This is a genomic window from Aquiflexum gelatinilyticum (assembly GCF_024813435.1).
GTDB lineage: Bacteria > Bacteroidota > Bacteroidia > Cytophagales > Cyclobacteriaceae > Cognataquiflexum > Cognataquiflexum gelatinilyticum.
The window spans coordinates 1-19674 of the sequence record NZ_JANAEZ010000008.1 but is presented as its reverse complement, the minus strand read 5'-3'; the positions used below and the strand labels follow the sequence as shown (position 1 = coordinate 19674).

The 19674-nt window shown below is 38.8% G+C and carries 20 protein-coding genes and 2 tRNA genes; 18 read left to right on the top strand and 4 right to left on the bottom strand.

All coding sequences use genetic code 11. The features are described 5' to 3' along the window. Positions 1-82: 82 nt before the first annotated feature. Entirely contained in the window at positions 83-646 is a 564-nt protein-coding gene (locus tag NK987_RS16325) for a Crp/Fnr family transcriptional regulator (RefSeq protein ID WP_259264723.1), read from the bottom strand. 95 nt (positions 647-741) lie between these two features. Then, entirely contained in the window at positions 742-1323 is a 582-nt protein-coding gene (gene ruvC, locus NK987_RS16320; protein WP_259264722.1) for a crossover junction endodeoxyribonuclease RuvC, read from the bottom strand. A 21-nt stretch (positions 1324-1344) separates the two neighbouring features. Here ruvC and NK987_RS16315 point away from each other — a divergent pair, with 21 nt between their 5' ends. From NK987_RS16315 to NK987_RS16245, 15 genes are all read left to right on the top strand, one after another. Beyond that, positions 1345-2463, top strand: a complete 1119-nt coding sequence (locus NK987_RS16315) for a glycosyltransferase (protein WP_259264721.1) — start codon at positions 1345-1347, stop codon at positions 2461-2463. A 24-nt stretch (positions 2464-2487) separates the two neighbouring features. Continuing rightward, the gene (locus NK987_RS16310) at positions 2488-2739 is read left to right on the top strand and encodes a transcriptional regulator (RefSeq protein WP_259264720.1); all 252 of its coding nucleotides are present in this window, start codon (positions 2488-2490) and stop codon (positions 2737-2739) included. A gap of 10 nt (positions 2740-2749) precedes the next feature. Beyond that, positions 2750-3961 carry a PP2C family protein-serine/threonine phosphatase gene (locus tag NK987_RS16305; RefSeq protein ID WP_259264719.1) on the top strand — a complete coding sequence of 404 codons (1212 nt, stop codon included), beginning with the start codon at positions 2750-2752 and terminating at the stop codon, positions 3959-3961. 1 nt (position 3962) lies between these two features. Then, complete coding sequence (locus tag NK987_RS16300) at positions 3963-4592, top strand: polysaccharide deacetylase family protein (RefSeq protein ID WP_259264718.1); 630 nt, start codon at positions 3963-3965, stop codon at positions 4590-4592. Further along, a complete protein-coding gene (locus NK987_RS16295) occupies positions 4589-5695 on the top strand; it encodes a glycosyltransferase (protein WP_259264717.1) in 1107 nt (368 codons plus the stop codon). Before NK987_RS16300 ends, NK987_RS16295 begins: the two co-directional genes overlap by 4 nt. Then, entirely contained in the window at positions 5692-6468 is a 777-nt protein-coding gene (locus NK987_RS16290) for a TatD family hydrolase (RefSeq protein WP_259264716.1), read from the top strand. Before NK987_RS16295 ends, NK987_RS16290 begins: the two co-directional genes overlap by 4 nt. Further along, entirely contained in the window at positions 6465-7538 is a 1074-nt protein-coding gene (locus tag NK987_RS16285; RefSeq protein ID WP_259264715.1) for an asparaginase, read from the top strand. Before NK987_RS16290 ends, NK987_RS16285 begins: the two co-directional genes overlap by 4 nt. Positions 7539-7619: 81 nt before the next feature. Then, positions 7620-7707 (top strand) — tRNA-Ser (locus NK987_RS16280). 380 nt (positions 7708-8087) lie between these two features. After that, positions 8088-8894, top strand: coding sequence for a MotA/TolQ/ExbB proton channel family protein (locus tag NK987_RS16275; protein WP_258423758.1), 807 nt, complete (start codon positions 8088-8090; stop codon positions 8892-8894). Between the two features lie 56 nt (positions 8895-8950). Continuing rightward, the gene (locus NK987_RS16270) at positions 8951-9280 is read left to right on the top strand and encodes a hypothetical protein (protein ID WP_259264714.1); all 330 of its coding nucleotides are present in this window, start codon (positions 8951-8953) and stop codon (positions 9278-9280) included. Continuing rightward, on the top strand, positions 9280-9921 hold the full coding sequence (locus NK987_RS16265) for an ExbD/TolR family protein (RefSeq protein WP_258423756.1): 642 nt from the start codon (positions 9280-9282) through the stop codon (positions 9919-9921). Before NK987_RS16270 ends, NK987_RS16265 begins: the two co-directional genes overlap by 1 nt. A 1-nt stretch (position 9922) precedes the next feature. Further along, complete coding sequence (locus NK987_RS16260; RefSeq protein ID WP_258423755.1) at positions 9923-10384, top strand: ExbD/TolR family protein; 462 nt, start codon at positions 9923-9925, stop codon at positions 10382-10384. 62 nt (positions 10385-10446) lie between these two features. Beyond that, on the top strand, positions 10447-11775 hold the full coding sequence (locus tag NK987_RS16255; RefSeq protein ID WP_259264713.1) for an MFS transporter: 1329 nt from the start codon (positions 10447-10449) through the stop codon (positions 11773-11775). After that, positions 11768-13243 carry an NAD(P)H-hydrate dehydratase gene (locus NK987_RS16250; protein ID WP_259264712.1) on the top strand — a complete coding sequence of 492 codons (1476 nt, stop codon included), beginning with the start codon at positions 11768-11770 and terminating at the stop codon, positions 13241-13243. The genes NK987_RS16255 and NK987_RS16250 overlap by 8 nt, the downstream gene beginning before the upstream one ends. Before the next feature lie 67 nt (positions 13244-13310). Then, complete coding sequence (locus tag NK987_RS16245; protein ID WP_259264711.1) at positions 13311-14552, top strand: MFS transporter; 1242 nt, start codon at positions 13311-13313, stop codon at positions 14550-14552. 28 nt (positions 14553-14580) lie between these two features. On the opposite strand, the gene asnS is transcribed toward NK987_RS16245, so the two are convergent. Next, positions 14581-16032, bottom strand: coding sequence for an asparagine--tRNA ligase (asnS, locus tag NK987_RS16240; RefSeq protein ID WP_259264710.1), 1452 nt, complete (start codon positions 16030-16032; stop codon positions 14581-14583). 191 nt (positions 16033-16223) lie between these two features. Here asnS and rpoN point away from each other — a divergent pair, with 191 nt between their 5' ends. After that, on the top strand, positions 16224-17681 hold the full coding sequence (gene rpoN / locus NK987_RS16235; RefSeq protein ID WP_259264709.1) for an RNA polymerase factor sigma-54: 1458 nt from the start codon (positions 16224-16226) through the stop codon (positions 17679-17681). Then, on the top strand, positions 17682-18299 hold the full coding sequence (locus NK987_RS16230; protein WP_259264708.1) for a phosphatase PAP2 family protein: 618 nt from the start codon (positions 17682-17684) through the stop codon (positions 18297-18299). It abuts the gene before it with no gap. Positions 18300-18349: 50 nt separating this feature from the next. On the opposite strand, the gene NK987_RS16225 is transcribed toward NK987_RS16230, so the two are convergent. Then, complete coding sequence (locus NK987_RS16225) at positions 18350-19090, bottom strand: porin family protein (protein ID WP_259264707.1); 741 nt, start codon at positions 19088-19090, stop codon at positions 18350-18352. A 174-nt stretch (positions 19091-19264) separates the two neighbouring features. Between NK987_RS16225 and NK987_RS16220 the strand changes: the two genes are divergently transcribed. Continuing rightward, positions 19265-19338: transfer RNA gene (locus NK987_RS16220), tRNA-Arg, on the top strand. Positions 19339-19674 lie beyond the last annotated feature (336 nt).

Genomic DNA, 19674 nt, shown 5'->3' with positions numbered 1-19674 from the left:
GGAATGAGAATTGTTGCCAATTCGGAGATTGTGCAAAATTACCATTTATTGAGTGGGAGAACTATTGATAAAAATCAAAAAATCAGATGCTTGCGCGGATCCTGCTAAGGGTTTCCAGGCTCATATCGAGATAAGATGCGATCTGACCCACTGCTGCCTTTTGGATGATATGTGGTTGGTTTTCCATCAATTCAAGGTAGCGCTCTTTGGCGGTTTTGAACTTTGAAAAAATGAGGTGCTCCTCCAAAGCCACATAATATTGCTCCAGAATCAGCCGGTACAAATGCTCCAAATGACTGTCTTTTTCAAACAAATCCATTAAGTCTTGGTAGCTGATTTGGTACAGGTGGCAGTGCTCGAGGGCTTCGATGGTTTCATATGAAGGTTTTTGAGAAATAAAGCTAGCCATAGATGCAATGAATTCCCCCTGCATACTGAAGCTGATCGTGATGTCTTTATTATCTTTGAAATAATAACTTCGGACAAACCCTTTCTGAATAAATGAAAGCCGGTCGCATATTTCACCTTCCCGGATTAGGAAGCCTCCTTTAGGTATATTAGTTTCTTGAAGTTTCCCGACAAACCGCTCCAAGGATTCTTGTGGGATGTTAGAAAATTTTTGAAGGATATTGAGGATGGTTTCCATCTTTGGAATATTTGGTATACCGAAAGAAATGTCAAATCAGATATTCAGGTATGTGGTTTATCTGAAAACGTCAACCTAAAATAAGATAGAAAACTTCATTTTGGACTTTTTACACGGTTAGGGTTGTCTTCCAAGAATGATTTCCATCCTGCCGTCCGGCCTCTTGTCTGCAGCCTTCCATCGTGAAAATGATGGCAGAGGGCTACAGCGAGTGCATCAGTCGCATCAAGAAGCTTTGGGATTTCTTCTATTTTGAGCAGGGTTTTGAGCATTTCTGCCACTTGGAATTTCGAAGCATTTCCATTTCCGGTGACAGATTGCTTGACTTTTTTGGGAGAATATTCCGTAATCGGAATGTCTCTCGCCAAAGCTGCGGCCATCGCGACGCCCTGAGCACGTCCTAGTTTGAGCATGGATTGGACGTTTTCGCCATAGAATGGCGCTTCTAAAGCCACCGTGTCAGGATGAAATTCATCAATAATACCTGTGACTCTCTCAAATATCTTTTTCAGCTTCAATTCATGCCCGACATACTTTTTGAGATGGATGACACCAAACTGCAGTAGACTGTACTTTTTACCTTCAATCAGGATCAAACCATAGCCCATCACATTGGTGCCGGGATCAATCCCCAAAATTATTTTTTCCTTTGCGTCTTTTTTATCTTCTTTACTCATTACCGCAAGTTAAAGCAATTCATGCTAACATTTTACCTTTTATTTGGGATAGTTTATGGGCTCATGTTGCTTTTATTGGGCAAAACCTGGAAGCAAAATCCCCAAATTTTCCCGAAATATAGAGAGCCTGAGTTGGTTACCATTTTGATTCCTTTCAGGAATGAAGAACAAAATATTCCGACACTTTTTGGCCAATTGTCAGGCCTTTCCCATAGGCCGCTACAGCTTGTTTTTATCAATGACCATAGTGAAGATGCTGGGAAAAAGAAGCTTGATGAATTGATTGAATCGCTATCAGATGAGCAATTGGACGTCATTTCCCTGGAAAGCGAAGGTGAAGGAAAGAAAGCCGCACTGAAAACCGGAATCAAAAAAGCCTTTGGAAGTCTTGTTCTGACCACCGATGCAGATTGTTTTCTTCCCAAGGATTGGGTGGAGAAAATGATCCGCCCCTTTTCCGATGAAAGTATAAAAATGGTCGCAGGTCCTGTTTTACCCAAAGGAGATATCGGTTTTTTTGAAAACTTCCAACAGATCGAATGGGCAAGTATTTTATTGGTGACACAAGCCGGGTTTTATTTTCAATCGCCGATCATGTGCAGTGCGGCCAATATGGCTTATAGAAAATCAGCCTTTTTGGAGGTAGAGGGATATCTGGGGAATGAGGGTCTTTTGTCGGGCGATGATGAGTTTTTATTGAAAAAGATGGTCAATAAATTCGGGCCTGAATCTGTTGTCTACCTCCAGGAAAGCCTTGTTTACACCCAACCGCAAGGTTCTTGGAAGGCACTCTTTTCACAAAGAATCAGATGGGCATCCAAATGGAAGTCCCACAAATCATTCTCCCATACCTTGGCTTCAGTCCTGCCGGTTGCTGTTCAGGTTGCCTTCCTATGGAGTTTTTCCCTCCTTTTTATGGGAATCCCCGGGATGTTGGTATTTGCAGCAGTCTGGATTTTGAAGATTTACTTTGAAACACAAACCTTGGGAAATGTTTTGAGGAGTTTTGGAATTAGACCGCAATGGATCTGGTTTTTGTTCACGGGAATAGTCCATCCTGTTTATGTTCTTGTAAGTGCATTCGGGGCTTTATTTGTAAAATTTGAGTGGAAAGGAAGATATTCTTCTGGGAAGGGTTAATTTTGGGTCTGAATACAAAATAAAATGACTGACAATGAGTTTGATTTACTGGATGAATTGTATTTCGTCCAGCCCTTTAGTTACCTGAAAGAAACCTTGGGATGGGAAGACCAAAGGCTTTTGGTTACCTTGAAAGCTCTCCATTCGAAAGGATATATCAAATGTCTTTTTGCACCTGACGATGAGGTTTTCGGTACGGTGGATTTTGAAGCAAAAGGAAAGGATTTATTTTACCTCGCCACCAAAAAAGGCCTTATGGAACATAATGCCCTCTAAAAAAACCGACGTGACCGTACAACTAGTCAAATATCAAAAGAAGGAACTTGAGCTCAAAGCACTCTTGGAAATCACCCAGGCAATCAATGAAAATAAGTCTGCGGCGGTGCTTTTTGACATATTCAAATTTACTTGCCTGGTACATTTGAATATCAAGTCGATTCTTTTGTACATGTCAAACCATGACCACTTTGAAAAAAAAATAAGCCATGGGATCAAAAGCAAAGTCCCTGATGCTATTCTTTCTGAAAAAATAAATTTTGACAAAGCGAGCGGGGAATTAAATATTGAGGTGGGTGAAGGTTTTTCGTTTGCTGAACTTGAAAATTACCTTCCTGTTTTCCACAAGGAGAAAATGCTTGCCATTCTTTTTCTCAAAAAGAAAGATGAAAAAGAGGACTTAGACCTTGATTTTACCCAAGCCCTGACCAATATCATGGTGGTGGCATTGGAAAACAAGCGCTTTGCCAAGCGGCAACTTGAGCAGGAAAGGCTCAACAAAGAAATGGAAATAGCCTCCAATGTGCAGCGGATGCTTTTTCCTGCAGTCCTTCCGCAGACTGATAAGCTCAAAGCCAAAGTGACTTACATTCCCCATTCTACGGTAGGCGGGGATTATTATGATCTGATCCAAAAATCCGAGGAAGAGGTCTTTTTCTGTATTGCCGATGTCTCAGGCAAAGGTATGCCGGCGGCTTTGCTGATGTCCAATTTCCAGGCAGCATTGAGGACCTTGCTGAGGAGTTCTTCTGATTTGAAAATGATCGTGGAGCAGTTGAATTATACCATCTTTGACAATACCAAAGGGGAGCGCTTCATTACTTTTTTTCTCGGATATTATAATTACAAAAAAAGGGAACTGACCTACATCAATGCCGGGCACAATCCTCCGGTATTGTGTTGGGAGGGAGAAAAAAGGACGGAGACATTGGGTGCAGGGACGACTGTACTTGGGGCATTTGAGGAATTGCCATTCCTGGAAGTGGGCAAAAGAATCCATCTTAAAGGCTTTACACTTCATCTTTATACGGATGGCTTGACCGAAAGCTTTGACAAGAATGAAAAGGAATATGGAGATGACCGCTTCAATCAATTTGTCAAAAACCACCTTTGCCTTGATCCAAGTGTGTTTCATCAGCTGTTTTTCGAGGAATTGAGAATTTTTTCCACCGGTGGTGAGCAAAGGGACGACATTACCCTGCTCAGCTTAAGACTGCAATAGCATGGTTTGGATGCATCATGTGCCATCAATCATCCCGAAAGTTTTCGATAAATTTATCTGGAATAAAAACCGGGATGAAAAGACGATTTACCTGACCTTTGATGATGGTCCTGTGCCAGGGATTACGGATTTTGTACTGAATGAACTTTCAAAAAGAGGGATGAAAGCTACGTTTTTTATGGTAGGCGCCAATGTCGAAAAGCATCCTTACCTTGCCAAAGAAGTACTCCAAGAAGGTAACGGAATCGGTAACCACACTTATAACCATTTGGACGGATACCGAAATCCTGATGCCTTGTATCTGGAAAATATTGAAAAGTGCCAGAAGATCCTTCAGGATACACTTGATGTAAGCCCGGTAAATTTCCGTCCACCATATGGAAAGATTTCCAAAACCCAATCTAAGCTTGTACTTGCACATCATCAGATCGTCATGTGGGATGTTTTGTCAGGAGATTATGACCAGGATCAAAGTGCGGAGAAATGCCGGTCCAAAACCATACAGTATAGCAGAAACGGATCCATCGTACTTTTTCACGACCAACAAAAAACAGAAAGGGTTGTTAAGAAGGTGTTGCCCGATTACCTGGATTTTATAAAAGATAAGGGCTTCCAAACAGGCTTGTTATGATTTATGGATTGGCGGTAATAGTTGTTTTTTTATTGCTGCTGCAGGATTTTTTGCTTGTGGCTTTGCTTCAGATGAATTTTGAAAAATACGACGAAGCCCAAAAACCGGATTTTCCAAAAGTCAGTGTATTGATCCCCTGTAGGAATGAAGCCCAAAACTTACCGCGTTGTCTTGATTCCATAGAGAAACTTGATTATCCAAAAGACAGTATCCAATTTGTCTTTGGTAATGACAGGAGTACGGACGGGACTGCTGACATTTTGCAGAAATGGGTAAATGTACATCCTAATTCCATTATGGTCGAAATCACCGAAGGCGATCAAAAAAGGAGGAATGGAAAAGCCAATGCCCTTTCCCAAATGGATAAGGTTGCTGTTGGAGAATTTTTTCTGTTTACTGATGCAGATTGTGCAGTATCTCCGCAATGGATAAATTCGATGTTATTGGCGCAAAAAAGTACTGGATCTGGTATAGTGACAGGAATCACGCATATAGGTTCAGATTTATTGTTTGGAAAAATGCAAGCTTTCGATTGGTGGCTTTCCTTGGGGATGGTTAAAGTAATCAATGACCTTGGCATCTCTGTGACTTCTATGGGAAACAATATGTTGATCACCAAGGAGGCCTATGATTCAGTAGGAGGTTTTGAAGGAATCCCTTTTTCACTCACCGAGGACTTTGAGATGGGGAAGGCTATCGAAAAGAATGGATACAAAGCAATACATCATGTCTCAGGGGAGAATTTGGTAGAGACATTACCCCAACAAAATCTAAAAGGATTGTTGGGACAAAGGAAGAGGTGGATGTATGGAGCTATGAAGTTGCCTTTGTATTGGAGGGCGGTATTGGCTATGCAGGTTTTGTTTTTTCCTGCTATTATTTTCCTGTGTTTTTTACAGCCTTTTGAAGGAGTCAATGTTTGGCTGGTGAAAGTGGCAATCCAATCCCTGTTTATTTACCGGTTTGCTTTCAAAACCGATCAAAAATTGAGAATTTCCACTTTGTTCCTTTTTGAAATATATTATTTGTTTACCTCATGGTCCACAATAGTTTATTATTTTTGGCCGTCCAAAACAGACTGGAAAGGAAGAAAATACGGATGAAGTTTACAGATACACATGCCCATATCTATTCTGACAAATATAATGGGGATAGGGATGAAGTAATTAGGAGGACCATAGAGAATGGTGTCCATAAAATCTACATGCCAAATGTTGATGTGGATTCCATTGATGCGATGTTGGAGGCAGAGTTGAATAACCCCGGGATCTGTATTCCAATGATGGGTTTGCATCCCTGCGATGTAAATGCTGAATTCGAAAAGCAGCTTTACATCATGGAAGAATGGATCGAAAGGCGGGAATTTGCAGGAATCGGTGAAACGGGATTAGATCTGTATTGGGACAAGACTTTCTTTGAGCAGCAAAAGGAGTCGCTTAAAATCCAGATCCAATGGGCAAAGAAAAAGAAATGGCCTATCATTTTGCACTGCCGGGAATCCATGGATGAGACCATCGCCATCATCAGGGAAGAAAAAACGGATGACCTGAAAGGGATCTTCCATTGTTTTACTGGGTCAGTAGAGCAAGCCAAGGAAATCATTAAATTGGGTTTTTTGCTCGGAATCGGTGGCGTTTCAACATACAAAAATGGAGGTTTGGATAAAGTATTGCCCGAAATCGGTTTGGAACACCTGGTATTGGAAACCGACGGACCATACCTAGCACCCGTGCCACATCGGGGCAAAAGAAATTCCACAGAATACATTCCTTTGATTGCGCAGCGGGTTGGAGATTTGACGATGAACACTTTGGAGCGGGTTTCTGAGGTTACTGAAGAAAATTCAAGAATAATATTCCACCATTACCGGCCATGAATTATAAAATAATCAGGATCAATACAGCCGCCAAAAATGCAGTGCATTCTTCCGTACTCATTATATATACGGGAGGCACCTTAGGAATGGCTTATGATGAATCCGGTGCATTGGTCCCCTTCAATTTTGGTCAGATCATGGAAAAGGTCCCAACTTTGACCAATATGAACATTGCCATTACGGTTATTTCTTTTCCAGAACCGATTGATTCCTCCAATATCAACATGCAGCATTGGTTTGACATGGCCTACATTATCTATGAAAATTATGACAGCTATGACGGTTTTGTGATTTTGCATGGCACAGATACCATGGCGTATTCTGCTTCGATGATGAGCTATATGCTGAATGGACTGAGCAAGCCTGTGGTATTTACAGGGGCGCAGTTGCCGATCTCTGCTATGCGCTCAGATGCAAGGGAAAACCTGATGACTGCCTTGGAGATTGCTTCTGCAAAATCAAACGGAAAGCCGGTGGTACCTGAAGTCTGTATTTTTTTCAACCATATGTTATTGAGAGGCAATCGATCCAAAAAGGTGCAGAGTGTCCATTTTGATGCTTACGAATCTGAAAACTATCCTGCCTTAGCGGAAGCAGGGATTATCATTGATTATAATTTTGCAGCGATAAGACCATATGAACAAATCAAGAAACTGAAGTTTTTCAACAAGCTGGACAACAATGTGATCATCATCAAACTTTTTCCCGGCATCACAGCAGCAGTCTTGGATTCCTGTTTCAGCATCAAGGGACTTAGGGGAGTGGTATTAGAAACCTACGGTTCCGGCAATAGCCCAAGTGAAAAGTGGTTTACAGAATCCTTGGAAAGGGCGGTTAAAAAAGGAATAATCATCCTCAATGTATCACAGTGCAATGGCGGTAGGGTTATTCAGGGAAGGTACCATACCAGCAAAGACCTGAAAAGAATCGGCGTATTGAGTGGCAGTGATATCACCACCGAAGCGGCGGTCACCAAGATGATGTTTCTTTTGGGCAATGAAATAGATGATTCCGAAATCAGGAGAAAACTCGTATTGCCCATAGCAGGTGAAATGTCTCCGCCAAATTAAGGGCCTTTTTTTAAGGGAGAAGTTTGGATAGCCTCTGATTAATTTATTTCTTTGCACTCCGATTCAGAAAATGGATCAACTAGAGAGGTGTCCGAGTGGTTGAAGGAGCACGCCTGGAAAGTGTGTATACCTCTAAAGGGTATCGAGGGTTCGAATCCCTTCCTCTCTGCAAAAAGATAAGCTATAGGCTTATCTTTTTTTTTGAATTTATTTATTTTTTTGACTCCTGTAGTAATTTTTACCTCCATTTAAGAAGGCTTATTTTTTGTTTTAAATCAAAATTCCGAAGGATTTCTTCATTCAAACCCCTTAAATCCTGTTTTCATTCCTTTTAATTCCCGTCTATGTCCATTTATATAAATTTTCTAAACCTTTCATTTTCCTTGATTTAGCTTTCGGGAAATTCTGTCTCAAAAGCCCATAAGTCATTTTCAAAAAATTTATGAAAGTTTCCTTTGCATTTTGAAATGAAAAAATGATAACTTTAAAATCTCATTATTAATTTAGAAACCGTTTAACCTTTATTTAATTCTCTTTAAAATCTACATTATGAAAAAGTTAATCGCTTTGTTCATGCTTTCCGGAATTTTGATGTTTCCGGTTACTACGAAAGCTCAAGACGCAGATGCACAAGACACTGCAGCAGTTGAAACCACTGAAGTTGTGGAAGCAGCTCCAACAGAACCGGCTATCGTCGATGACGAGGTCATGGCTGAAGAGCAAGGATTCCACCAAATTATCAAAGAAAAGTTCATCGAAGGTGATCCAACTTACATGTCTCCAGTATTGATCTGTTTGATCTTAGGTCTAGCTGTAGCACTTGAAAGAATCGTTACTTTGAACCTTTCTACAACAAACACAAAGAAATTATTATCAAAAGTAGAAGCAGCTTTAGAACAAGGCGGTATCGAAGCGGCTAAAGATGTTACTAAAAACACTAAAGGCCCTGTAGCTTCTATCTTCACTCAAGGTTTGATGAGATACACTGAAGGTATCGAAATGGTTGAAAAATCAATTATTGCCTACGGTTCTGTAGAAATGGGCAGGTTGGAAAAAGGTTTGGTTTGGATTTCACTATTCATCTCACTTGCTCCAATGTTGGGTTTCATGGGTACGGTTATCGGTATGATCGGTGCATTTGATGCTATCGAAGCTGCAGGTGATATATCTCCTTCTCTTGTTGCCGGTGGTATTAAAATCGCCCTTTTAACAACTGTAGCAGGTTTGATCGTTGCGATTATTCTTCAATTGTTTTACAACTACTTGGTTTCCAAAATCGATTCTTTGGTGAATGATATGGAGGATGCTTCCATTTCATTGGTTGATATCCTAGTGAAGCATAAATTATCAAAATAATATTGATTGAGCATTAGTTCAATTGATTCTTCACATTAACTAAAGAAAAACTAAATATGGATTCTATAGATATTTTCCTATACGTAGCTGATATTTTAGTGATTGTCGGGATTATTTTAGCGGTGGTGATGCCATTGATAAAATCATTTGACGATCCTAAAAGCTTATTAAAATCAGCGCTAGCAATAGTGGTTTTAGCAGTATTATTCTTTATTGCTTATTCCATTTCTGATGGTGAGGTCCTACCTAAGTTTGCGAAAGAGCCTTTTAACCTCACTGAGGGCATGTCCAAATTCGTAGGAGGTTCTCTAATTATGACTTATGTAATGACAATTGTTGCATTGGCAGGTATAGTAATTACTGAAATCACTAAAGCAATAAAATAATGGCAAAAGGTAAAAACAGAACATCTCAAGAGGTAAATGCAGGTTCCATGGCGGACATTGCTTTTCTGTTGCTTATCTTCTTCCTGGTCACCACTACTATTGCCTCTGATAAAGGTATTCAAAACCTTCTTCCTCCTAAGCAGGATCCTAATGTAGAGCCACCAGAAATTGATTTGAACAAAAGAAACATCTACAATATCTTGATCAATGCAAATGATCAACTTCTCATCGAGGATGAGTATGTTGAAAATACTGATTTGCTTTCAGAAGATATCAAAGATTTCCTTTTGAATTTTGGTGCCCCAGATGAAGAAGCAGTGGCTTTATTTAACAGCCTTCCACAATCTCTGAAGGCAAGGGCAAATAGAGATCCAAATTCTTCGGATCACCCCATGAATGGGGGTGCAGTTGTTTCAATCAAAACCAATAGAGGCACGAGTTATGAGAAATACCTAGAGGTGCTAGATCAGGTAAAAAGAGCATATTTTGAAATCTATGCTGAAAGGGTTGGTTTGACCTCAGACCAATACAGGGCATTGACAGGTAAAAACCCTGCTGAAAAAGCACTGATTGACAAAGGCAAAGAAGGTATTCCTTTAGCGATCTCAATTGCAGAACCGGATAAAATAGGAGGAAATTGATATGGCAAAGTTTAAGAAAAAAACCAAGACTTCGGAAAACATTCCGACCTCGGCATTACCTGATATCATCTTCATGCTCTTGTTTTTCTTCATGGTTACTACTGTGTTGAGAGAGCAGGACATCCTTGTTGAGCAAAAATTGCCTCAGGCAACCCAACTTCAGAAATTGGAGAAAAAGACGTTGATTTCTTATCTATTTGTTGGGAAACCGAAAAACACCAATCTATATGGTACCGAACCAAGGATACAGGCGAATGACGTGTTGATCAATACAAAGGATATTATCCTTTGGGTAAACCAAGAAAAAGATAAACTTTCTGAGGCTGAAAGAGACCAAATTACAATCTCAATGAAAGCTGACAGGGACGTAAAAATGGGTCCGATCTCAGACATTCAATTTGAATTGAGAGAAGCAGATGCACGTAAATTATTATATGCATCGACCGGAAAGGTTCAGAATTAATAAATTTCAAATTTCAAATCATAAAGCTATCCCATTGGGATAGCTTTTTTACTTTTGTTTAAATGGAAGTTTTGGAAATTACTCGAAAGAAAAAAGTTCAGAACGCTTGGGCCATGTATGACTGGGCCAATTCTGTCTATAGCTTGGTAATCACCTCTACTATATTCCCTGTTTATTTCAATGGAGTGACCAAGTCCGATGAATATGGGGATGTAGTTTCATTTTTTGGATTCAAGATTGTGAATACAGTTTTGTATTCTTATTCCATATCTTTTTCCTTCTTGGTAATCGCCTTGATTTCTCCTTTACTTTCCGGAGTGGCTGATTACAGTGGGAAAAAACTCTTGTTCATGAAATTATTCGCCTATTTAGGTTCTATAGCTTGCATAGGTTTATACTTTTTTGACAGTAATAATTTAGAATATGGGATTATTTGTGCCGTATTGGCAAGTATTGGCTATGCAGGAAGTATAGTTTTCTATAATGCCTTCTTACCTGAAATAGCGAATGAGGAAGAATTTGATTTTTTGAGTGCAAGGGGTTTTGCACTTGGGTATGTGGGAAGCGTAATTTTGTTAGTCTTGAATTTATTTATGATCCAATCTCCTGAGACTTTTGGATTGACAGATGGAAGTCAGGCTGCCAGATGGTCATTCCTGATTACAGGTTTTTGGTGGGCAGGATTTGCTCAGATTCCTTTCAGATATTTACCTGATAATCCATACAATAGAAAGGTAAAGAAGGCGCTATTTTTAAAGGGCTATCGGGAAATAAATAAAATTTTCCAAATAGTAAAGAAGACTAAAGTTATGCACAGGTTTTTAGCAGCCTTCTTTTTTTACAGCATGGGGGTGCAGACAGTCATGTATCTTGCAGCCACTTTTGGAGACAAAGAACTTGGTCTGCCTGGAGATAAATTGATTGTTACCATATTGATTATTCAGATCGTAGCTATTGGAGGAAGCTACCTGTTTGCTTACTTGTCCAAGAATTTAGGAAATAAGATTTCCCTTGTGATCATGGTTTTTGTTTGGGTTTTAATTTGTGGCGCAGCTTATTATGTTACCAATGAATATCAATTTTACGCTTTGGCTTTTGTAGTTGGAATGGTAATGGGAGGTATCCAATCCCAATCGCGTTCAACCTATTCTAAATTGATACCTAAAGATACAACCCAACATGCTTCCTTCTTTAGTTTCTATGATGTGACAGAAAAAATTGCCATCGTTTTGGGTACTTTTTCATATGGGATCATCGAGCAGATTACCGGAAATATGAGAAACAGTTCATTGGCTTTAGGTTTATTCTTCTTTGTTGGGCTTGGTTTTTTACTTTTGTTAAGGATTCCAAAACAGGATTTTCAAAATATTGTTGAAATAAAGAATGCTTGAAATAATTGAGGGAAATAGGGTTTCAGAATTGGATAAAGCTTTTGCCAAATCAGAAGGAATGTCATCATGGGATTTGATGGAAAGGGCAGCCATATCTTTTTTCAACTGGTTTAAGCTTCATTTTACAAATTTCCCCAATGAGATTTTTATTTTTTGTGGACCCGGCAATAATGGAGGGGATGGGTTGGCTGTGGCGCGATTACTTGAAATGGATGGTTTCAAGGTAGCTGTGGTTACTTTTGAGGATTTTTTAAATTGTAGCCAAGACTATCAAATCAATTTTACTAAGCTCCCTTTGGGTATCAAAGTATTGGTTTATGAAAGTTTAGAATTTGATCTTTTAAAAAATTGTATCTGCATTGATGCTATCTTCGGTGTCGGAGTCAATAGACCACTTTCTGGCAAGTACTTGAAGACTATCAATTCATTAAATAAGGTAAACGCAAAAAAAATCGCTATAGATTTGCCTTCAGGTATACCGGCTGACACTATTTTGGAAGGAGACGCATTTCAAGCTGATTTCACTTGTACTTTTCAATTGCCAAAACTCGGACTATTGATTCCTGAGCATGCAGATTTTACAGGGAAGATCGAAGTATTGGATATTGGAATTCCAGAACCGTTTTTAACATCATTTAGCCAAAAAAAGTATTATGTTCAAAAAAAGGATATTCCATCTTTTCATAGAAAATTCAACAATTTTAGCCACAAAGGGGATTTTGGAAGAATTTTGTTGATTGGAGGTGATCAAGGAAAGATGGGAGCAATTTTACTTTGTTCTAGGGCAGCGTTGAGGACGGGAAGTGGGTTGGTTCATGTGCTTGCCCCATTGGATGAAAGGTTAGTCATACAGGTTGGGGCACCTGAAGTGATGGTTGTAAATGATTTTAGTCTATCTGACCTTGGGATCTTTGATGCGATTGGTATAGGCCCCGGATGGGGATTGGAAGTTGACCCTAATTATTTTGAAATGATCCTGCAATCTTTCAATTCACCTGTAGTAATTGATGCAGATGGTTTAAATATTCTTTCAAAAAATCCGAATTTGCTAAAGGCTATTCCGCCAAACAGTATCCTTACTCCTCATATCAAAGAGTTTGAAAGGTTAGCGGGTCCGTTCAAGGACCAAATTGAAAGGCTTGAAAAAGCAAGGGAATTCTCAATTAATCATAAAGTTTTTTTGGTGTTGAAAGGGGCATTTACTTGTATCACTTGTCCTGATGGCTCTCAGTATTTTAATTCTTCAGGCAATAAATATATGGCAACAGCAGGATCAGGAGACGTCTTGACAGGGATGATTACCTCATTTCTCGGTCAAGGGTACGATTCTTTAAGCGCTGCGATTTGTGGTGTATTTCAGCATGGATTGGCAGGCGAATTGGCTTCGGTGAAAAAAAGAAGGGGAATGGTAGCATCAGATATATTGGAAACCATCCCACAGACTTATTTAAATCTTGATATTGAGTGAATTTTATTTACCGGAGTAAGAACTATAACAATTTCCTGATGGTTGCATTAAGAGTCTTTTCAATCTGATGAATAAAGAAAAATTAATACTTTGGACCATTGCCGCCATTAATTTCACCCACATAGTGGATTTCATGATTTTGATGCCTCTTGGGCCGCAGTTGATGCGGATATTTGAAATCACCCCTAGGGAATTTGGATTGCTGGTTTCTTCATATACGTTCAGTGCCGGTATCAGCAGCTTTTTGGGCGCTTTTGTTTTGGATAAGTATGACCGAAGGACAATTCTATTGTGGGTGTTTACAGGATTTCTGCTCGGAACCATTGCTTGTGCTCTTTCTCCAAATTATTCTGTATTATTGATTTCCAGGATTATTTCAGGTGTTTTTGGAGGCCTTACTTCCGCCTTGATTATGGCTATTATCGGTGATGTGATTCCCGATGCCCGTAGGGGTAAAGCTATGGGATTGGTCATGGCTGCATTTTCTGTAGCTTCGGTTGTGGGAGTTCCCTTTGGCCTATTTATAGCAAGTATTTCCAATTGGCATGCCCCATTTATTTTCTTGGCTAGTCTTTCTTTGGGTATTCTGTTTTTGATTTTCAAATATATCCCATCAATTACAGCCCATATAAACAGCCATTTAGTCAAACCAACACCTATACAAGTCATCAGAAGAGTAACCAGAAACAATAATCAGATGAGAGCCATTTCCCTCACTATCATGATGATGTTTGGTCAATTCATGATTATTCCTTTTTTGAGTCCGTATATGGTTGCTAATGTTGGCTTTTCTGAAATCCAGCTCACCTACATCTATATGGCAGGTGGCCTATTTACTATTTTTACCTCCCCTTGGGTTGGTAAATTGACAGATAATCATGGTAAGATTAAAGTTTTTACTGTGTTTATGACTTTGAATATTATCCCTATCGGGCTGATTACCCATTTGGGGCAAACTCCAATTCCATTTGTATTGATGATATCCACTTTGTTTTTTGTGACTTCCAACGGGCGAATGGTTCCAGCGGCAGCTTTGATTACGGGAACCGCAAAAGCCGAAAACAGAGGCAGTTTCTTAAGCTTCAATTCTGCTGTCCAACAATTAGCTGCAGGAATAGCTTCTTTTATTGCTGGATTGATTTTGGTGGAAGGAGAAGCCGGAATATTGCTTAATTTCAATATTGTTGGTTATTTGGCAATTTTCTTCAGTCTGTTATGTATTCCTTTAGCCCGAAGAATAAAGGTTATTGATATCGGTGCGCCTTCGGTGAACCTTGCAGATAATTTGGAAGTTGAAAAAAGTATATAAAAAAAGCCGCATCAAGCGGCTTTTTTTATTAAAATTCAGCGTGTCCGGGCGTTCGCGGAAATGCTATTACATCTCTGATGTTTCCCATCCCGGTGACGAATAAGACCAATCTTTCAAAACCAAGTCCAAATCCGGCGTGTGGTGTCGATCCAAACCTTCTTGTGTCAAGGTACCACCACATTTCCTCGGTTGGAATGTTCATTTCTTCCATTCTTTTGGTAAGGTAATCCAATCTTTCTTCCCTTTGCGATCCTCCGACAATTTCCCCAATTCCGGGGAACAAAATATCCATAGCCGCCACTGTTTTGCCATCATCATTCTGCCTCATGTAGAAAGCTTTGATATCTTTAGGATAATCCGTCAATATCACCGGCTTGTTAAAATGTTTTTCGACTAAGTATCTTTCATGCTCAGATTGCAAATCAACTCCCCATGATTCTACCAGGTATTGGAATTTCTTTTTCTTATTATGGTTGGAATTTCTGAGAATATCAATGGCCTCAGTGTAGGTTATTCTTTGAAATTCATTTTCTACTACAAACTTGAGCCTATCAATAAGCCCCATTTCACTTCTCTGATCAGCTTTTTTGGTGGTTTCTTCTTCAGCAGCTCTTTTGTCTAAAAACTCCAAGTCATCTTTACAGTTTTCCAAAGCATAAGAAATCACAAATTTCAAGAAATCTTCGGCAAGATCTTGGTTGTCCTGTGCATCATAGAATGCCATTTCAGGCTCAATCATCCAAAATTCGGCAAGATGCCTTGCTGTATTTGAATTTTCTGCCCTGAAAGTCGGCCCAAAAGTATATATATCTGCCAAGCCCATCGCAGCAAGCTCACCTTCAAGCTGACCTGATACTGTCAGGTTTGTTTCTCTTTCAAAAAAATCTTCTTTAAAGTTGATTTTCCCCTGATCCGTCAAAGGTGGGTTTTTCAAATCCAATACAGTAACCTTGAAAGTTTCGCCGGCACCTTCTGCATCCGAAGCTGTAATGATAGGAGTATGGATATAAAAGAAGCCCTTGTCATTGAAATACTTGTGAACAGCAAATGCCAGTGCATGCCTTACCCTAAAGACTGCTCCGAATGTATTTGTTCGGATTCTTAGGTGAGCAATTTCTCTCAGAAATTCTAAAGAGTGCTTTTTTGGCTGCAAAGGATATGTTTCTGCATCTGCTTCTCCCAGAATTTCAATTGAAGAAGCTGAAATTTCAGCCTGCTGACCAGCACCTTGGGAGGCCACGATCTTTCCATTGATTTTCAGACAAGCACCTGTGGTGACTTTCTTTAGGATGTCCTCCTCAATCAAAGCAGGATCTGCTACTACTTGGTAATTATTGATAGTAGATCCATCATTGATGGCAATGAATGTTACATTTTTATTGCTTCTCTTAGTTCTCACCCAGCCCATAATGGTGGCATCCTGACCGATATGATCATTTTCGAGAAGTTTTTTTATTTTGATTCTTTTATTGAAAGACATAGAAAAGAAAGATTGATTTTGAATGAATTATACCCATCTATGATGGATTGTTAAAGGGAATGCAAAAAAACGATTAAATAAGCTTTTTATCAATAATTTGTTCTTATTTCCTAAATTTGAAATATTGAAAGTATAAGAAATACCGTTTTTGGTAAGCCTTCATTCTAAATTCTTTTGAAATATATTTGAGTATGCAAAAACTACATTTAAGTCAGGTACTTTCCCAAAAACTTTCTCCACAGCAGATTCAATTCATCAAACTGCTTCAGGTTCCGACTGCTGAATTGGAATCCCGTGTGGAGGAAGAACTCGAAATAAACCCGGCTTTGGAGGAAGGAAAAGAGGAGGAAAGCAGTGAATCAGAGGATAATGATTATGAAGATACCTTTGAGGATGAAGCAGGGTTTGAAGACAAAGATGTAAATATTGATGATTATCTGAGTGATGATTACAGTGGCTATAAAATGCAGGGAGATGGCAATTATTCTCCTGATGAGGATGACAGGGAAATCCCAATATCCGGTGGCGCTTCCTTGCATGAGCAGCTGATTACGCAATTGGGATTTTTAAAGTTAAATGAAAGACAAAAGCTCATCGGAAGGCAGCTTATTGGAAGTATCGAGAATGATGGTTATATAAGGAGGGATTTGGAAGCAATAATCAATGATTTGGCTTTTAGCCAAAATATTGAAACAGATCTGGATGAGGTTGAAGAAATTTTGAGAAAAATTCAAAATTTTGATCCTGCCGGTATCGCAGCTAGAAACCTTCAGGAGTGCCTTTTGATCCAACTTGAAAGAAAGGAGCATCCTGATGACCCCGTTGTCCAAAATTCAATAAAGATCATCGTTGATTGTTTTGATGAATTCACAAAGAAACACTATACCAAAATCCAGAAGAAACTCGATTTGAACGATGATGATATCAAGGATGCTGTGAATATGATAACACGCCTGAATCCCAAGCCTGGGGGGACTTCTGACGGTTTGATCAAGACACAATATATAATCCCTGATTTTATCCTGACAAATGTCAATGGAAAGTTTGAGATTTCTTTGAATTCAAAAAATGCACCTGAACTCAGGGTAAGCAGGTCTTATTCTGAAATGTTTGATGCTTATGATAAAAGCGATAAAAAGGATAAAAAGCTGAAAGATACGGTCACATTTGTCAAACAAAAACTGGATGCGGCCCGATGGTTTATAGACGCAATTAAACAAAGGCAGCAAACTTTATTGAAAACCATGCAGGCTATTCTCGATTATCAGGAAGAGTTTTTTATTGATGGTGAGGAGACAAAGCTGAAACCCATGATTTTAAAGGATATTGCCGATAAGATTGAAATGGATATTTCAACAGTTTCCCGCGTGGCAAATAGTAAATCCATCCAAACAGAAGTTGGAATTTTTCCCTTAAAATATTTTTTCTCAGAAGGAATTGCTACCGATTCCGGAGAAGATGTTAGCAATAAAGAAGTAAAGAGTGTCCTTCAGGCCATGGTCGATGGTGAAAGTAAAAAAAGACCACTTTCTGATGACAAATTGGTAAAAATCCTGAATGACAAAGGGTATAATATTGCAAGAAGGACCGTTGCCAAATACAGGGAGCAATTACAAATACCTGTTGCTAGACTTAGAAAGGAACTTTAAGTGGCACGAAAATTAGCTTTGTTGGTTTCATACCTTTTTCAGCCGCTGTTAATTCCGACGCTGATTTTCTTATTTCTGCTATTTGGAGTTCCGGAAATATCAGCATCTCAGTATTATAATGAGTGGTTAATTGTCTTGATGGTTTTCATGACCACGTTCTTAATTCCTGTATTGAGTCTTATTACGATGAAGCTTACAGGCAATATTGCTACATTTCATCTCAAAAGTAGGGAAGAACGTGTTTTTCCTTTTTCGATGGTCAGCCTTTTTTATGTGATGTCCTCGTATTTGTTTTATTTGAAATTTGAAATTGAACCTGTTTTTACGCTTAGTTTGGTTTCAATTTCAATATGTGTAATTCTATTGACCAGTATCTCATTTTTTTGGAAAGTCAGTGCACATATGACGGGAATTTCAGGGTTCTTGGCAATCATTTTTGTATTGGCCATAAAAAACCCCAGCGTAAATCTTATTTATATAATGCTGCCACTAATCATGATTTCCGGTATCATAGCATCCTCTAGATTATATCTGAATGCGCACAATCCAATGGAAATAATGGGAGGTTTTATTTTGGGATTTTCTGTTTGCTTTGGAGCATTTTACCTATACTTATAAAAAAAGCCGGCTTGCCGGCTTTTTTTATAAGTATAGGGTTATCAAAATTTTTAGAAAAGCGCAATTGAAACGCCGAAGTTAAGTTGGGTCGCTTGGGTGTTAAAAGGACCTTTGTTCTTTTGGAACACTTCGTTTAATCCATAATAACCCCAAAGGTTAAAACCTGGGAATCCCAACCTTGCATGGACCCCATATCTGAACTGGTTGAACCCAAAAGACTGCCTGTCCTTGATTTTTCTATCTAGTCCATCGGAATCGACATAAGAAATTTTTGTTTGAGACTGAAACAGGTATCCTATCTTCCCTCCAAAAGCGAATCTCACGCTTTTGTCATAATTGTTTTTATTGAAGTGATATCTAAATTCCAAAGGGATTTCTAAAAAATTAAGACCAACATTATTTTTTCCTACATTGATATCATCTCCATATACATCTGATATTGGAAGGAGCTGACTCGAGTTTGGGCCGACTGCCGGATTATTGAAAAGCGCTTTATCGCCTTGAAATGCAAATTTATCTGAAGCTACTCCTAACCCGGGATTAAACGTAAATCCAGACTTTTCTCCAAAAATTCTGATTGGATATTGGTAATATATATTGAATGTCCTGGATTGAATAAATTGTGTATTTAACTCACTTGGCTTATTGTTTAATGTGTTAAAACCCAATTCTAAAAATAAATCTCCTTTTATATCCGGTCTTCCTCCTATTGGTGTTTTTTCTCTATTCTGTGCAAAAAGGGAAGTAATTAATATCAAATTAAGTAAAACTACTGATGTGAATCTTTTCATGAAAGGGGTATTATATTTAAAATTGGGGCTAAATTATAAAATCAAACTCGATTTGCGGTTCTTTTTGTCTTAATAATTCTTAATTGTTTTTTGGCCATTTATTTTTGGTTTATAAAACAATTGATCTTGTTTTTGTAAATCCAAAATTCGTAACTACTTTTGTAACCCCATTAAGGCCTCGTAGCTCAATTGAATAGAGCACTTGATTACGGCTCAAGAGGTTTCAGGTTTGAATCCTGACGAGGTCACACTTCACATCATTCACGGATGCGATTTAAATTTTGAGATGGTTAATTTTTATTGAAGGCCTTTGAGGGAAACTTAGATTTCATTTTGAAAAATTTGTCTCACGGATTCAGGGAGTTAGTTGAAACTTATTTAAAAAATCAACTTTCTGTGATTCCTTCTCTTGTGGTTTATCTAATTATTCTTACCTTTGCACTCCTGTTTGTAAGGAACGGGAGAAAGAGATGGGGCGAGAGTCCTGCGATACTGCCGGATGAGGCGGTAAAAGTTCATTGAAATACTGGAGAAACGACATTAAAGATCCGGCAGTTAACACTGTTGGATTAGATTGAAGACAG

Excerpts from the sequence above, each read along its gene's own strand:
- NK987_RS16265 (WP_258423756.1), top strand. The coding sequence starts at position 9,280 with ATGGCAAAAGGTAAAAACAGAACATCTCAAGAGGTAAATGCAGGTTCC.
- NK987_RS16245 (WP_259264711.1), top strand. The coding sequence starts at position 13,311 with ATGAATAAAGAAAAATTAATACTTTGGACCATTGCCGCCATTAATTTC.
- NK987_RS16300 (WP_259264718.1), top strand. The coding sequence starts at position 3,963 with ATGGTTTGGATGCATCATGTGCCATCAATCATCCCGAAAGTTTTCGAT.
- NK987_RS16290 (WP_259264716.1), top strand. The coding sequence starts at position 5,692 with ATGAAGTTTACAGATACACATGCCCATATCTATTCTGACAAATATAAT.
- NK987_RS16270 (WP_259264714.1), top strand. The coding sequence starts at position 8,951 with ATGGATTCTATAGATATTTTCCTATACGTAGCTGATATTTTAGTGATT.
- NK987_RS16255 (WP_259264713.1), top strand. The coding sequence starts at position 10,447 with ATGGAAGTTTTGGAAATTACTCGAAAGAAAAAAGTTCAGAACGCTTGG.
- asnS (WP_259264710.1), bottom strand. The coding sequence starts at position 16,032 with ATGTCTTTCAATAAAAGAATCAAAATAAAAAAACTTCTCGAAAATGAT.
- NK987_RS16285 (WP_259264715.1), top strand. The coding sequence starts at position 6,465 with ATGAATTATAAAATAATCAGGATCAATACAGCCGCCAAAAATGCAGTG.
- NK987_RS16250 (WP_259264712.1), top strand. The coding sequence starts at position 11,768 with ATGCTTGAAATAATTGAGGGAAATAGGGTTTCAGAATTGGATAAAGCT.
- ruvC (WP_259264722.1), bottom strand. The coding sequence starts at position 1,323 with ATGAGTAAAGAAGATAAAAAAGACGCAAAGGAAAAAATAATTTTGGGG.
- NK987_RS16315 (WP_259264721.1), top strand. The coding sequence starts at position 1,345 with ATGCTAACATTTTACCTTTTATTTGGGATAGTTTATGGGCTCATGTTG.
- rpoN (WP_259264709.1), top strand. The coding sequence starts at position 16,224 with ATGCAAAAACTACATTTAAGTCAGGTACTTTCCCAAAAACTTTCTCCA.
- NK987_RS16295 (WP_259264717.1), top strand. The coding sequence starts at position 4,589 with ATGATTTATGGATTGGCGGTAATAGTTGTTTTTTTATTGCTGCTGCAG.
- NK987_RS16275 (WP_258423758.1), top strand. The coding sequence starts at position 8,088 with ATGAAAAAGTTAATCGCTTTGTTCATGCTTTCCGGAATTTTGATGTTT.
- NK987_RS16225 (WP_259264707.1), bottom strand. The coding sequence starts at position 19,090 with ATGAAAAGATTCACATCAGTAGTTTTACTTAATTTGATATTAATTACT.
- NK987_RS16310 (WP_259264720.1), top strand. The coding sequence starts at position 2,488 with ATGACTGACAATGAGTTTGATTTACTGGATGAATTGTATTTCGTCCAG.
- NK987_RS16260 (WP_258423755.1), top strand. The coding sequence starts at position 9,923 with ATGGCAAAGTTTAAGAAAAAAACCAAGACTTCGGAAAACATTCCGACC.
- NK987_RS16325 (WP_259264723.1), bottom strand. The coding sequence starts at position 646 with ATGGAAACCATCCTCAATATCCTTCAAAAATTTTCTAACATCCCACAA.